We start from the raw sequence: 13,421 nt of genomic DNA on the forward strand, positions 1-13,421 counted from the left end.
GGTGGGCTGATCGGGATAATCGGCGCAGGTTGCCCCCTTCGAGGGGTTCTGCGGCTCGGCCCGTGACCAAACACCGGCGTCACTCGACCGGGCGACACGCACTGGGCGCACGCCCGGCCGCGCGCGCCGTGGCGCGCGCGGGGCGGATCAGCTGGAGCTGGTGCTGCTCGTCGGCGGCTGCGAATCGCTCGTCGACGTGGTGTTGCTGGGTATTCCCACCGACGTGCTCGGCGGAGGCGGCGGGGTGGTCGTGCTCTCCGCCGTCGTCGGCTTCTTGCTCGGCGAGGACGTGGTGTGCGAGGTCGTCGCCGTCGTGCGCCGGGTGGTCGCCGTCGTGTGGTGCGTCGACCCGGTGTCCTGCCCGCCGCCGGTCGGCACCGCGCCGGTGTCCGTGGCCGAACCCGTCGCGGAGTCCGTGGACTGCGGCGGCGCGGGCGCCGTGGTCCCGTCCGTGGCCGTGGCGCTGTTGCTGTCCGTGCCGCCCGCCGAGGACGACACCGAGGTCGAGGCCCCGGTCCCGGCCGGCGCGCCCTTGCTGCCCCCGCCGCCGACCATCGCCACCGCGACACCGCCGACCGCCAGCACCACCAGGGCTATACCGGCTATCGGCAGCAGCTTGCGGGCGCCGCCCACGCCGGACTTGCCGCCGGCGGTGGGGAACCCGGACTCGTCGAAGGCGCCGGCCCGGGTGGCGATGCGCTGGCAGAAGGCCGCGCCGGCCGGGTCGCGCAGGGTGTCCAGCACCCGGGCGCGGACGCCCGGCGGCACGAACGCGTGCGGCAGTTCCTCGAACAGCCGCAGCGGACGCCGGTTCTCGATGTGGTCCGCGCAGGCCTGGTCGGCCTTCACGTGCCGGGAGACCGCCTCCAGCCAGGGCTCCACGCCCTTGCCGTCCAGCCGGTCGAAGCGCTTGCCGAGCTCGGCGATCTCCGCGCAGCGCGGGTCGCCGACCCGGTTGGCCAGCACCGCGGTCAGGCCGTTCTCCAGGTCCTCCTGGGCGTCCTGGACGACCTGCCCGATCTGCTCCTCGGACATGTCCATGACCAGTGCCAGGTCGCCGTCCACCATGCGGTGCCGGAAGGCCAGGTCGAGGATCTCCCGGCTCTCCGGCGGCAGCATCGCGTAGACGTCCAGCGCGGCCCGGGCGAACCGGTCGTTGCGGGTGCCCTGCGCGGCGTCGGCGGGGATGTCGTCGGAGACCCCCAGGCGCAGCGCCTCGTTGCGGCTCAGCGCGTAGAGCCAGGCGCCGAGCTCGTCGGGGTTGGCGAGTTCGCGGATCCGGTTGTTGGCGACGATGAACGCGTCGCGCAGCGCATCGGCGGCCAGCTCGTGATCGGCGAGCAGGTCGTAACAATATGCATACAAGCGCGCGCCGTAGGTGTCATAGATCTGCCCGATCGCGAGCTGATCCCCCGCGCGCAGCGCCGTCACCATTTCCCGGTCTGTCACGGCCCCAGACGTTAAGCCATTCGAGCGACAACTAGCCAGTGGATCAGGGCATTCGACCAGAGGTTGTCGTCGAAATCACCCTGTTTATACCGAAACGTTCTGCCCAATAGCGCCGCGCGTGTGCGCGAGACGCCGCCGCGGCCGGACCCGCGGCTGCGGAATCCGTGTCGGTGCCGACCGCTACGGTGGCCTCATGCCGACCGCCAACTCCCGCGCCCGGAAGGCCGACTCGGCGGCCTCGTACCAGTGCACCGAGTGCGGCACACAGTACGCGAAATGGGTCGGCCGCTGCGGCGAGTGCCAGACCTGGGGCAGCGTTGAGGAACGCGGCGCCGCCAAGTCCGCGCCCAAGACCGTGGCCACCATGCCGGCCCAGAAGGCCCGCCCGATCGGCGAGGTCGCGGTGGACGACGCCGCCGCGGTCCCGACCGGGGTCGGCGAGCTGGACCGGGTCCTGGGCGGCGGGATCGTGCCGGGCGCCGTGGTCCTGCTGGCCGGCGAGCCGGGCATCGGCAAGTCCACCCTGCTGCTGGAGGCCGCGGCCTCCTACGCCGGCTCGGGCGCCACCACCCTGGTGGTCACCGGCGAGGAGTCGGCGGCCCAGGTCCGGCTGCGCGCCGACCGGATCAAGGCCCTGCACCCCAACCTGTTCCTGGCCGCCGAGACCGACCTGGGCTCGGTGCTCGGCCAGATCGAGGCGGTGCGGCCGCGGCTGGTGATCGTGGACTCGGTGCAGACCATCGCCTCGGCGGCGGTGGACGGCACCCCCGGCGGCGTGACCCAGGTCCGCGAGGTGGCCGCCTCGCTGATCCGGGACGCCAAGGAGCGCAACATGGCGTGCGTGCTGGTCGGGCACGTCACCAAGGACGGCAGCATCGCCGGCCCGCGCATCCTGGAGCACCTGGTCGACGTGGTCCTGCAGTTCGAGGGCGACCGCGCCTCCTCGCTGCGCCTGATCCGCGCCGTGAAGAACCGCTATGGCGCCAGCGATGAGATCGGCTGCTTCGAGATGCACGACACCGGCATCCGCGGCCTGTCCGACCCCTCGGGCCTGTTCCTGTCCCGCCGGCCGGTCCCGGTCCCGGGCACCTGCGTCACCGTCACCCTGGAGGGCCGCCGGCCGCTGGTGGCCGAGGTGCAGGCGCTGGTCACCAAGTCCAGCGCGCCGACCCCGCGCCGGGCCTCCTCGGGCCTGGACACCAACCGGGTGGCGATGATCCTGGCGGTGCTCCAGCAGCGCGGCGGCATCGGCGGGCTGGCCACCTCGGAGATCTACAGCGCGACCGTGGGCGGCGTGCGGCTCACCGAGCCGGCCGCGGACCTGGCCACGCTGCTGGCACTGGCCTCGGCCACGGTGAACGAGCCGGTCGGCGAGGGCGTGGTGGCCATCGGCGAGGTCGGACTGGCCGGCGAGGTCCGGCCGGTGACCGGGGTGCGCCGCCGGCTCACCGAGGCAGCGCGGCTGGGCTTCAAGACCGCGCTGGTCCCGCCGGATCCGGACGGCAAGGAATACGGCGGGAACCTTGCGGGCTTGTCGATCGTCGAAGTGGGCGACGTCCGGGCAGCGCTTCACGCCGTGGCGACGGGCTCGCGCCGGTAAGGTTGAGTCACCACGGCCGTTTGCTTCCCGCGCTCGCGGAGATCCGGGGACGCGCGGCAGGCGGGGCCCGGGCACCCGGGGCGGCAACAACGAGAGCAGGATGGGATTCGCACAGTGACAGGTGAGGTCTCCGAACGCGCCGCCCTGTCGGCGATCCTGACCAACGTCGCGCCGGGCACCGTGCTGCGCGACGGCTTGGAGCGCATCCTGCGCGGCAACACCGGCGGCCTGGTGGTCTTCGGCTTCGACAAGCTCGTGGACGAGATGTCCACCGGCGGCTTCGTGCTCGACGTCGAGTTCTCCCCGCAGCGGCTGCGCGAGCTGTGCAAGATGGACGGCGCCGTGGTCGTCTCCAGCGACGGCAGCCGCATCGTGCGCGCCGGCGTGCAGCTGGTCCCGGACGCGGCGATCCCGACCGAGGAGACCGGCACCCGGCACCGCACCGCCGACCGCGTCGCCAAGCAGACCGGCTTCCCGGTGCTCTCGGTTTCCCAGTCGATGCGCATCATCGCCCTGTACCTGCGCGGCCAGCGCGTGGTGCTGGAGGACTCCGGCGCGATCCTTTCCAAGGCGAACCAGGCGCTGGCCACCCTGGAGCGCTACAAGCTGCGGCTGGACGAGGTCACCGGCACGCTGTCGGCGCTGGAGATCGAGGACCTGGTGACCGTCCGCGACGTGGCCGCGGTGGCGCAGCGCCTGGAGATGGTGACCCGCATCGCCGACGAGGTGGCCGGCTACGTGGTCCAGCTCGGCGTGGACGGCCGGCTGCTCTCGCTGCAGCTGGACGAGCTGATGGCCGGCGTGGACCCGGACCGCGACCTGATCGCCCGCGACTACCTGCCCGAGCGCACCGGCAAGAAGGCGCGCACCGTCGCCGACGTCTCCGACGACCTCGGCGGCCTGGACCGCACCCAGCTGCTGGATCTGCTGCAGGTGGCCAGGGCGATGGGCTTCGGCGGCGGCGTCGAGGTCCTGGAGTCGGCGGTCTCCCCGCGCGGCTACCGGCTGCTGGCCAAGGTGCCGCGGCTGCCCGGCGCGGTCATCGACCGGCTGGTGGAGCACTTCGGCGGCCTGCAGAAGCTGCTCGCGGCGTCCATCGACGACCTGCAGCGGGTCGAGGGCGTCGGGGAGACCCGGGCCCGGTCGGTGCGCGAGGGGCTCTCGCGGCTGGCGGAGTCCTCGATCCTCGAACGGTACGTCTGAGGTCTGCCGCCGCGCGGAAGGACTGGCGTCCCGCAGAAGGACTGCCGTCGCGCGGCAGGACCGGCGACTCAGCCGAAGAACTCGACCAGCGTCGGCGCCAGCGCCTCGGGGCGCTGCAGCACGCCGTGGTCCTCGCCGGGCAGCACCACCAGCCGCGCGCCGGGCACCGAGTCGGCGACCACCTTCGCGCCGGCCATCAGACCGGGGGCGGACTTGTCGCCGTGGACGGCCAGCACCGGCACCTCCAGCGCGGCCAGCCGGTCCCGGTCGACGAACTCCCACGGCCGGGACAGCGCCACGTCGTACGGCAGCGTCGGAGCCTTGTCGAGGAAGAAGGCCCAGGTCGGTCCGTGCTTCATGCCCGAGACGATCTCCGGCGGCAGGCCGATGGCCTCGGTGAGGAACAGGCTCGCCGCGCCGTCCCGGTCGCCCTCGTCGGCCATGGCGGTGAGCCGGTCCAGCAGGTCGGACGGCGGGTGCGGCAGCTCCGGGTCGGCGCGGTAGGGCGACTCGTAGATCGCGACGGAGTCCGCCGGCAGGCCGCGCATCGCGCCCTCCAGGACCATGATCGCGCCGGAGGAGTGGCCGAACAGGTGCGCGTGCCCGCCGACGTGCTCGATGACCGCCGCGAGATCGTCGATCTCGGCGCCGACGTCGAAGCCGCCGCCGGCCTCGCGCACCGCGTCGGTGCTCGCGCCCCGGCCGCGGCGGTCGTAGGTGACGGCGGTGAAGCGCGGAGCCAGTTCCATCGCGAGCCCGGCGACCGTGCTGCGGTCGTTGAAGGCGCCGCCGACGAGGACCACGACGGGCCCGCTGCCGAGCGAGTCGACCGCGAGGGTGCTGCCGTCCTTGGACGTGATGTGGTCGGTCATGGCGATCAGCCTTCCTGAGGTGGGCCCTGGGGTGCTTCCATCAGGTGGTCGGAGCCGGCTTCCCATTCTCGACACGGCTCGCCGGTCTCTGCTCGGCGAGCCGTCGGTTCAGCCGTCGGTTCAGCTGCCGGTCTTCAGCTGGAAGGTCTTCGGCTGGCTCTGCGCGGACGGCGCGTTCGGACCGCTGCCGGAGCCCAGGATCACCACGCCGTAGTAGGTGCCGAGCCCCGCGGCGCTGCTGCCCGGGGCGCAGCCCTGGGACGACCGGGTGCGGTTCCAGGTGTAGGTGACGGTCTGGACCGCGCCGGGGGCGATGCCCCGCAGGTCCTTGCCGCCGGTCGCGCAGTCCGCCGAGGACCAGACGTGGTCCAGGCCGGAGTAGACGTTCAGGACCAGCGACTTCGGGCTCACGTCGACATCGCAGTCGGAGGTGCCCTTGTTGACCACGGCGACCGTGAACTGCGGGTCGACCCCGTTGGCGTAGGCCGCCTCCTGGGAGGTCAGGCTCAGGCTGAGCTGGCAGCCCGGACCGCTGCCGGTGGTGCCGCCCGGGGCGGAGCCGGAGGGCCCGCCGGTCGTGCCGACCACGCCGCCGTTCACCCCGCCCGGCACCGAGGCCGAGCCGCTGGCGCCGCCGGTGGGCCCGCCCGCCCTCGACGACGGAGCGCCGCCGGACGCCCCGCCGGTGGCCGCCGACGACGAGGAACCGCCCCCGGCGGTCAGCGTCGAGGACGACGACGCGACCGGGCCGCTGCTCTTGCCGGAGCCGACGGGTTGGTTCTTCTTCGAGCCCGAACCCGAACACGCGTAGAGGACCAGCGCCAATGCCGCCACGCCGGCCAGCACAACCAAAACGCGCCGCCGCCAATAGACGGCGGGCGCGAGAGATCCGACGGGATTTCGAAGCGAACCCACGAGGGGTCACTCTACGGGGCCGGTGCCGCCGTCTGCCGCACGCCTCGCCGTACGATCGTCAGATGGCGCAAAGATCGACCGGGCCCGGCCCCGGTCCCACCGACCTCACAGGCTTCGAACACGGCGCCGAACTGGTCGAACGGGTCGTCGACTGGTTCCGGGCCGAGGCCCGCGATCTCCCCTGGCGCCGCCCGGACGCCTCGGCGTGGGCAGTGATGGTCAGCGAGTTCATGCTCCAGCAGACCCCGGTCTCCCGCGTGCTGCCGGTCTACGAGGCCTGGCTCGCCCGCTGGCCGACTCCGGCGGCGCTGGCCGCGGAGCCCGTGGGCGAGGCCGTGCGGGCCTGGGGGCGCCTGGGGTACCCCCGGCGCGCACAACGGCTCCACGCGGCCGCCACGGCCGTCGAAGAGGCCTTCGACGGCGTGGTGCCGGACACCTACGAGGACTTGTGGTCGCTGCCGGGCGTCGGCGAGTACACAGCGGGCGCCATCGCCTCGTTCGCGTATCAGAAGCGGCACATCGTGCTCGACACGAACGTGCGCCGCGTCCTGGCCCGCGTGGTGACCGGCACGGAGTTCCCGGCCGCGGCGACCACCCCGGCCGACCGCCGCGTCGCCACCGCCCTGCTGCCCGAGGCCGCGCCCGACGCCGCCGAGTGGGCCGCCGCGAGCATGGAGCTGGGGGCCGTGGTGTGCACGGCCCGCGCGCCCCGCTGCGGCGTCTGCCCGGTCGCCGAGCTCTGCCGGTGGGTCGCCGACGGCAAGCCCGCCTACGTGGGCCCTCCGCGCCGCGGCCAGACGTATGAGGGCACGGACCGCCAGGCCCGCGGCCGGCTGCTCGCGGTGCTGCGCGACACCCACGGCCCGGTGCCGCGCGAGGAGCTGGAGGCGGCCTGGACGCGGGACGTCGTGCAGCGGGAGCGGGCACTGGCCAGCCTGGTGAGCGACGGGCTGGTCGCGGAGATGGAGGGGGAGATGTTCGCGCTGGCGCATTGAGGCGGGCACTGGCGCGGGCATTGAGGGCGGGCATTGAGGGCGGGCATTGAGGAATGTGAATATGCGTTGAGCTCGCCGCGGCCCGGCTGTCAGGCTCGTGCTTCATGACCGCTGAAACCGCGAAGGATCTCGTCCACCGGCGTCTGAAGGGCGCCCGCGAGGCGCTGGTCTGGAAGCTCGACGGCCTGTCCGAGTACGACGTCCGCCGCCCGATGACCGCGACCGGCACCAACCTGCTGGGCCTGGTCAAGCACCTCGCGCTGTGGGAGTCCCGGTACTTCGGCGAGGTCTTCGGGCGGCCCTTCCCCGAGCCGCTGCCGCGATGGCAGGACTCCGACGGCAGCGAGATGTGGGCGGCCCGGGACGAGACCCGCGCGGAGATCGTCGGCCGCTACCGGCGGGTCTGCGCGCACGCGGACGCGACGATCAGCGAACTGCCGGCCGACGCCCCCGGACACGTGCCGTGGTGGACGCCGCCGGAGACCGAGCTGTTCGCCATCGTGGTCCACCTGCTCGACGACACCGCGCGGCACGCCGGGCACGCCGACATCATGCGCGAGCAGATCGACGGCCGCACCGGATACGCGGCCGCGTACGAGGAACCGGTCGACGTCGCGGCGCGGGAGGCGCTGCACGCGCGGATCGAGGCGGCCGCGAAGGCTGCTCCAGAGTTCTAGGCCGCCCCCTCACCCGGCGCCCCCTCACCCGGCCAAGACCGCGGCCTCCCCCATCCCCGCCGCCTCGCGAGCGACCCGCCGCGAGTGGGCGGTCACCAGAGCCCGCAGCCGCTGCTCGGTCTCGGCGTCGGCCGGCGTCACCACCACCAGCCGCTGCTCGGAGGCGTCGGGCGCGGTCAGCATGTCGTACCCCACCGCCAGCACCCCCGCGGTCGGGTGCGCCACGCGCTTGACCCCGCTGCTGCGCTCGCCGACGGTGTGGTCGTCCCACCAGCCGGCGAAGTCGCGGTGGCCGCCGCGCAGGCGGGCGATCACCGCGTGCAGGCGCGGGTCCTCGGGGTACTTCGCGGCGTTGGCCCGCAGCGCCCCGACCGTCTCGCGGGCGATCTGCGCCCAGGACAGCTGACTCTTGCGGGTGCCGGGTTCCAGGAACAGCATCAGCGCCGCGTTCGAGGCGGTGCCGTGGCCGAAGCCGTCGCCGAACATGGCGGTCGCCGCCGCGTTGTACGCCAGGATGTCGAAGCTGTGGTCGAGCACGTACGCCGGCAGCATCGGCATGCCGTCCAGGATCGCGCGCAGCGAGGCGGTCACGCCGGCGCGCCGGTCGGGCAGCGGCCGCGGGGGCGCCTCGCCCCGGGCCGTCAGGTGCAGGTACTCGCGCTCGACCGGGGACAGACGCAGCGCCTCGGCCAGGGCGTCCAGGACCGCCGAGCCCGGGGCGCCGACGCGCCCCTGCTCCAGCCTGATGTACCAGTCGATGCTGACCGCGGCCAGCTCGGCCACCTCCTGCCGGCGCAGGCCCGGCGTGCGGCGGCGGCCTACGCTGCGCAGGCCCACGTCCTCCGGAGCGAGGCGGCCGCGCATGGCGGTGAGGAACTCCCCGAGCGTGCTTTGCCGGGTGGTACGCGGAATACCAGGTTTCGAAGACTCTTCCTGTGATTCCCCGTGGACTCGAAACTCTTGACCCATGATGAAGAAGACGAAGATCGCCGTCGCCGGGGTTGCGTCCGCCGCCATGTTCGCCGCCGGAGCGGCCACCGCGTACGCCGCCGTCCACGACCGGTTCGGCTACAGCCCGGTCCGCAGCGGCATCCCGAAGGACGCCGCGCACTTCCATGTCAGCTCCCCCGACCTGGCCGACGGCGGCGTCTTCCCCGCCTCCGAGGTCTGCACCGGGTACACGACCGCGCCCCGGGTGCACTGGTCCGGCGCGCCGACCGGGACCAAGAGCTTCGCCGTGGAGATGTTCGACCCGCAGGCTCCGACCGGCAGCGGGTTCTCGCACTGGCGCGCCTGGGACATCCCGGCGACCGCGACGACGTTCGGGGGCCAGGCCGCGCCGCCGGCCGGGACCGTGGTCGGACAGAACGACTTCGGCGACGCGTTCTTCGACGGGCCCTGCCCGCCGGCCGGCGACGTCGTGCACCACTACGCGATCCGGGTGCTGGCCCTAGACACGGCGAGCATCGGACTGCCGAGCGCCGGGACGAGTACGGCCTATTCGGGATTCGTTCTGGGCCAGCACACGATCGGGGTCGCGCAGATGGTCGTGAACGCACAGCAGTAGCGGTAATAGCGGGATCGCGTAACAAAAATCAGCGGTATCTGCCGGATGGTGGACATTCGGCCGTCTATCGGCCGGATGTCCGTTACCGGAGTTCCGAAAGTGTCGTTGAGACCCGAGAGCCGACCTTCGGCTCCTCGAATTCGACGACATCTGAGGTACATCCATGCACGCCTTTGTAAGGAAGGGCCTGCTGCTGTCGGCCGCGACCGGCACGCTGGTCATGGGCTACGCCGGCACCGCGGCCGCGCAGGACTCGGCGACCACGCGCGGGGCCGCCGCGGACAGCCCCGGCGCGGTCTCCGGCAACGTGGCGCAGGTCCCCGCCGACGTCCCGATCCAGGTCTGCGGGGACGCCGCGGACGCCGCCGCCGGGATGGTGGGCAGCCGCGACAACGACTGTGTGACCGACGACGCCACGGCGAAGGCCGAGGGCGCGGCCGCCGACAGCCCCGGGGCGATCTCCGGCAACGTCGGCTCGGTCGCGGCCGATGTCCCGGTCCAGGCCTGCGGGCTGGCCGCCGGCGCGGCGGCCGCCGACGTCCAGGCCGACGACAACGACTGTGTGGACGAGGGCACGCACGCGCTGGCCAAGGGCGCGGCGGCCGACTCCCCCGGGCTGGTGTCCGGCAACGTGCTGCAGGTGGCCGCCGACGCGCCGGTGCAGGCCTGCGGCGACGCGGTCTCGGTGCTCGGCTTCGACACCGGGGCCAAGGACAACCACTGCGTGAACGGCGGCCCCGAGATGGCCCCGCCGGTGATGGCGCCCCCGCCGGTGACCGGCCCGCCGCAGGTGATGGGCCCGCCGCCGTCCGAGTGCCCGCCCGGCGCCCCGTGCCCGCAGCCCCCGCCGGTGACCACGTGCCCGCCGCCGGTGAACCCCTGCCCGCCGCCGCCCCCGGGGCAGTGCCCGCCCCCCGGCTCGGACAACACCTGGTCGCCGGCCGGCTCCGACACCGCCCCGCCCTCGAACGACGACAGCATGCCCCCGTCCGCGCAGATCCCCGCGCCCTCGATGGACACCCCCGCCCCGGCCATGTCGGCCCCTCCGGCGGCCTGAACCGCCCGACCTGACCCTTCGGCGGCCGTGAGCGTCGGCCGCCCGTTCCACCGCGTCCAGCAGCGCAACCACGGGGACGCCCCCAGCCGGAGCAGACGTCATTCCGGAACGGGCCCGTGGTCAGGACACTGGACATGACGACGGCCGCTCACCCGCGTACGGGGTGGGCGGCCGTTGTCTTCGCGCCGAAAAGCGGCCGCCCACCCCGTTCCCGGGATGGGCGGCCGCTCCGTCCTGCTACATCAGGCGCTCCATCAGGCGCTGACCGGCGGTGTGGCCTCCGGCGCCGCCGGCGGCAGCGTTCCGGACTCCAGCACCGAGGCGTCCTCCGGCACGTCCTCCTTCGGGCCCGCCTTGAAGGTGAACCGCTGGTCGGACTCGACCGCGCCGGTCTCGGTGTTCTCGTCCACCGTGATCAGCTGGCCGGGACGGATCTCGCCGAACAGGATCTTCTCCGACAGCGGGTCCTCGATGTGGCGCTGGATCGCGCGGCGCAGCGGCCGGGCGCCCAGAACCGGGTCGTAGCCGAGGGTGGCGATGAGCTCCTTGGCCTTGCGGGTCAGGACGATGCCCATGTCCTTGTCCTTCAGGCGGCCGTCGACCTTGCTCATCATCAGGTCGACGATCGCGACGATGTCGTCCTGGCTCAGCTGCGGGAAGACCACCGTGTCGTCGACGCGGTTCAGGAACTCCGGGCGGAAGTGCTGCTTCAGCTCGTCGTTGACCTTGGCCTTCATCCGCTCGTACGGGGCCTTGGTGTCCCCGGAGGCGGCGAAGCCCAGGCCGAAGCCCTTGCTGATGTCGCGGGTGCCCAGGTTGGTGGTCATGATGATCACCGTGTTCTTGAAGTCCACGACCCGGCCCTGGGAGTCGGTCAGGCGGCCGTCCTCCAGGATCTGCAGCAGCGAGTTGAAGATGTCCGGGTGCGCCTTCTCGACCTCGTCGAACAGGACCACCGAGAACGGCTTGCGGCGCACCTTCTCGGTGAGCTGGCCGCCCTCCTCGTAGCCGACGTATCCGGGCGGGGAGCCGAACAGCCGCGAGACGGTGTGCTTCTCGGAGAACTCGGACATGTCCAGCTGGATCAGCGCGTCCTCGTCGCCGAACAGGAACTCCGCCAGGGCCTTGGCCAGCTCGGTCTTACCGACGCCGGAGGGGCCGGCGAAGATGAACGAGCCGCCGGGGCGCTTGGGGTCCTTCAGACCGGCGCGGGTGCGCCGGATCGCCTGGGACAGGCCCTTGATCGCCTGGTTCTGGCCGATGACGCGCTTGTGCAGCTCGTCCTCCATGCGCAGCAGGCGGGAGGTCTCCTCCTCGGTGAGCTTGAAGACCGGGATGCCCGTGGCGGTCGCCAGGACCTCGGCGATCAGCTCCTCGTCGACCTCGGCCACGACGTCCAGGTCGCCCTGCTTCCACTCCTTCTCCCGGCGCGCCTTGGCACCCTGGAGCTGCTTCTCCTGGTCGCGCAGCGCGGCGGCCTTCTCGAAGTCCTGCGCGTCGATCGCGGACTCCTTCTCCTTGCGCACGTTCGCGATCTTGTCGTCGAACTCGCGCAGGTCCGGCGGCGCGGTCATGCGGCGGATGCGCATCCGGGAGCCGGCCTCGTCGATCAGGTCGATGGCCTTGTCCGGCAGGAAGCGGTCGGAGATGTAGCGCTCGGCCAGCGTGGCCGCGGCCACCAGCGCGCCGTCGGTGATGGACACCCGGTGGTGCGCCTCGTAGCGGTCGCGCAGGCCCTTGAGGATCTCGATGGTGTGCGCCACCGAGGGCTCGGCCACCTGGATCGGCTGGAAGCGGCGCTCCAGGGCGGCGTCCTTCTCGACGTACTTGCGGTACTCGTCCAGCGTGGTGGCGCCGATGGTCTGCAGCTCGCCCCGGGCCAGCATGGGCTTCAGGATCGAGGCCGCGTCGATGGCACCCTCCGCCGCGCCCGCGCCGACCAGGGTGTGCAGCTCGTCGATGAACAGGACGATGTCACCGCGGGTCCGGATCTCCTTGAGCACCTTCTTCAGGCGCTCCTCGAAGTCGCCGCGGTAGCGCGAGCCGGCCACCAGGGCGCCGAGGTCCAGGGTGTACAGGTGCTTGTCCTTGAGCGTCTCGGGCACCTCGCCCTTGACGATCGCCTGGGCCAGGCCCTCCACGACGGCGGTCTTGCCCACGCCCGGCTCGCCGATCAGGACCGGGTTGTTCTTGGTGCGGCGGGACAGCACCTGCATGACCCGCTCGATCTCCTTCTCGCGCCCGATGACCGGGTCGAGCTTGCCCTCGCGGGCCGCCTGGGTCAGGTTGCGGCCGAACTGGTCCAGCACCAGCGAGGTGGACGGCGTGCCCTCGGCAGGACCGCCGGCGGCCGCGGCCTCCTTGCCGCCGCCGGAGTAGCCGGACAGCAGCTGGATGACCTGCTGGCGCACCCGGTTCAGGTCCGCGCCCAGCTTGACCAGAACCTGCGCCGCGACACCCTCGCCCTCGCGGATCAGGCCGAGCAGGATGTGCTCGGTGCCGATGTAGTTGTGGCCCAGCTGCAGCGCCTCGCGCAGCGAGAGCTCCAGGACCTTCTTGGCCCGCGGGGTGAAGGGGATGTGCCCGGACGGGGCCTGCTGGCCCTGGCCGATGATCTCCTCCACCTGCTGGCGGACCGCTTCCAACGAGATGCCGAGGCTCTCCAGGGCCTTGGCCGCCACACCCTCACCCTCGTGGATGAGGCCGAGGAGGATGTGCTCGGTCCCGATGTAGTTGTGGTTGAGCATCCTGGCCTCTTCTTGGGCCAGGACGACGACGCGCCGTGCGCGGTCGGTGAACCGTTCGAACATTCCTCATCGCTCCCCGGAGCGTCGCGGGCCGACGTTTTGATCGAGATACCGCCTTCGAAGCCGATGCCGTAGCCGATGCCGTCTTCGAAACAAGTACAGATCGTGCGCTTGCCCTGGTGTGTTGCTAGTTCCGTGCGGTGCCAAACCAGTGTTCCCGCCTGTGGTGGCAGGCGGGCTCGCAACCGATGCTAGTCCCGCAGTCCCTGGCAGGTGGGGCGACTTCCCCGCTGTCTTCGGGGCGGTCACACCTCCCAGGGCCTTCCGTTGGTCCAACTC

The 13,421-nt window shown here is 72.5% G+C and carries 11 protein-coding genes; 6 read left to right on the forward strand and 5 right to left on the reverse strand.

Annotated elements, in window-relative coordinates; genetic code table 11:
• Positions 1-147: 147 nt before the first annotated feature.
• Entirely contained in the window at positions 148-1,449 is a 1,302-nt protein-coding gene (locus ABIA35_RS19980) for a sigma factor (protein ID WP_370358864.1), read from the reverse strand.
• Positions 1,450-1,642: 193 nt separating this feature from the next.
• Between ABIA35_RS19980 and radA the strand changes: the two genes are divergently transcribed.
• Positions 1,643-3,049, forward strand: coding sequence for a DNA repair protein RadA (radA, locus tag ABIA35_RS19985; RefSeq protein ID WP_370335785.1), 1,407 nt, complete (start codon positions 1,643-1,645; stop codon positions 3,047-3,049).
• A 105-nt stretch (positions 3,050-3,154) separates the two neighbouring features.
• Entirely contained in the window at positions 3,155-4,252 is a 1,098-nt protein-coding gene (gene disA, locus ABIA35_RS19990; protein WP_370336476.1) for a DNA integrity scanning diadenylate cyclase DisA, read from the forward strand.
• Positions 4,253-4,320: 68 nt separating this feature from the next.
• Here the strand turns inward: disA and ABIA35_RS19995 are convergent, their stop codons facing one another.
• Entirely contained in the window at positions 4,321-5,124 is an 804-nt protein-coding gene (locus tag ABIA35_RS19995; protein WP_370358865.1) for an alpha/beta fold hydrolase, read from the reverse strand.
• 120 nt (positions 5,125-5,244) lie between these two features.
• Positions 5,245-5,958, reverse strand: coding sequence for a hypothetical protein (locus ABIA35_RS20000; protein ID WP_370358866.1), 714 nt, complete (start codon positions 5,956-5,958; stop codon positions 5,245-5,247).
• Between the two features lie 143 nt (positions 5,959-6,101).
• On the opposite strand from ABIA35_RS20000, the gene ABIA35_RS20005 reads away from it, so the two are divergent.
• Together ABIA35_RS20005 and ABIA35_RS20010 are read left to right on the forward strand one after the other, a co-directional pair.
• Complete coding sequence (locus ABIA35_RS20005; protein ID WP_370335792.1) at positions 6,102-7,034, forward strand: A/G-specific adenine glycosylase; 933 nt, start codon at positions 6,102-6,104, stop codon at positions 7,032-7,034.
• 104 nt (positions 7,035-7,138) lie between these two features.
• Positions 7,139-7,711 (forward strand): DinB family protein, encoded by a 573-nt coding sequence (locus tag ABIA35_RS20010; protein ID WP_370358867.1) that lies wholly within the window; start codon positions 7,139-7,141, stop codon positions 7,709-7,711.
• A 24-nt stretch (positions 7,712-7,735) separates the two neighbouring features.
• Here the strand turns inward: ABIA35_RS20010 and ABIA35_RS20015 are convergent, their stop codons facing one another.
• The gene (locus ABIA35_RS20015; protein WP_370335797.1) at positions 7,736-8,680 is read right to left on the reverse strand and encodes a helix-turn-helix transcriptional regulator; all 945 of its coding nucleotides are present in this window, start codon (positions 8,678-8,680) and stop codon (positions 7,736-7,738) included.
• Between ABIA35_RS20015 and ABIA35_RS20020 the strand changes: the two genes are divergently transcribed.
• Positions 8,679-9,278, forward strand: coding sequence for a YbhB/YbcL family Raf kinase inhibitor-like protein (locus ABIA35_RS20020; RefSeq protein WP_370335799.1), 600 nt, complete (start codon positions 8,679-8,681; stop codon positions 9,276-9,278). The genes ABIA35_RS20015 and ABIA35_RS20020 overlap by 2 nt on opposite strands.
• A 163-nt stretch (positions 9,279-9,441) precedes the next feature.
• Positions 9,442-10,335, forward strand: a complete 894-nt coding sequence (locus tag ABIA35_RS20025; protein WP_370358868.1) for a chaplin — start codon at positions 9,442-9,444, stop codon at positions 10,333-10,335.
• A 254-nt stretch (positions 10,336-10,589) separates the two neighbouring features.
• Here the strand turns inward: ABIA35_RS20025 and ABIA35_RS20030 are convergent, their stop codons facing one another.
• Positions 10,590-13,145, reverse strand: a complete 2,556-nt coding sequence (locus ABIA35_RS20030) for an ATP-dependent Clp protease ATP-binding subunit (protein ID WP_370335803.1) — start codon at positions 13,143-13,145, stop codon at positions 10,590-10,592.
• Positions 13,146-13,421: the final 276 nt, after the last annotated feature.

Origin of the sequence: Catenulispora sp. MAP12-49 (assembly GCF_041262705.1) — a bacterium.
Classification (GTDB): Bacteria; Actinomycetota; Actinomycetes; order Streptomycetales; family Catenulisporaceae; genus Catenulispora.

Coding starts and splice junctions, on each gene's coding strand:
- radA (WP_370335785.1), top strand. CDS start 1,643: ATGCCGACCGCCAACTCCCGCGCCCGGAAGGCCGACTCGGCGGCCTCG.
- ABIA35_RS19995 (WP_370358865.1), bottom strand. CDS start 5,124: ATGACCGACCACATCACGTCCAAGGACGGCAGCACCCTCGCGGTCGAC.
- ABIA35_RS20005 (WP_370335792.1), top strand. CDS start 6,102: ATGGCGCAAAGATCGACCGGGCCCGGCCCCGGTCCCACCGACCTCACA.
- ABIA35_RS20010 (WP_370358867.1), top strand. CDS start 7,139: ATGACCGCTGAAACCGCGAAGGATCTCGTCCACCGGCGTCTGAAGGGC.
- ABIA35_RS20020 (WP_370335799.1), top strand. CDS start 8,679: ATGATGAAGAAGACGAAGATCGCCGTCGCCGGGGTTGCGTCCGCCGCC.
- ABIA35_RS20015 (WP_370335797.1), bottom strand. CDS start 8,680: ATGGGTCAAGAGTTTCGAGTCCACGGGGAATCACAGGAAGAGTCTTCG.
- ABIA35_RS20025 (WP_370358868.1), top strand. CDS start 9,442: ATGCACGCCTTTGTAAGGAAGGGCCTGCTGCTGTCGGCCGCGACCGGC.
- ABIA35_RS20030 (WP_370335803.1), bottom strand. CDS start 13,145: ATGTTCGAACGGTTCACCGACCGCGCACGGCGCGTCGTCGTCCTGGCC.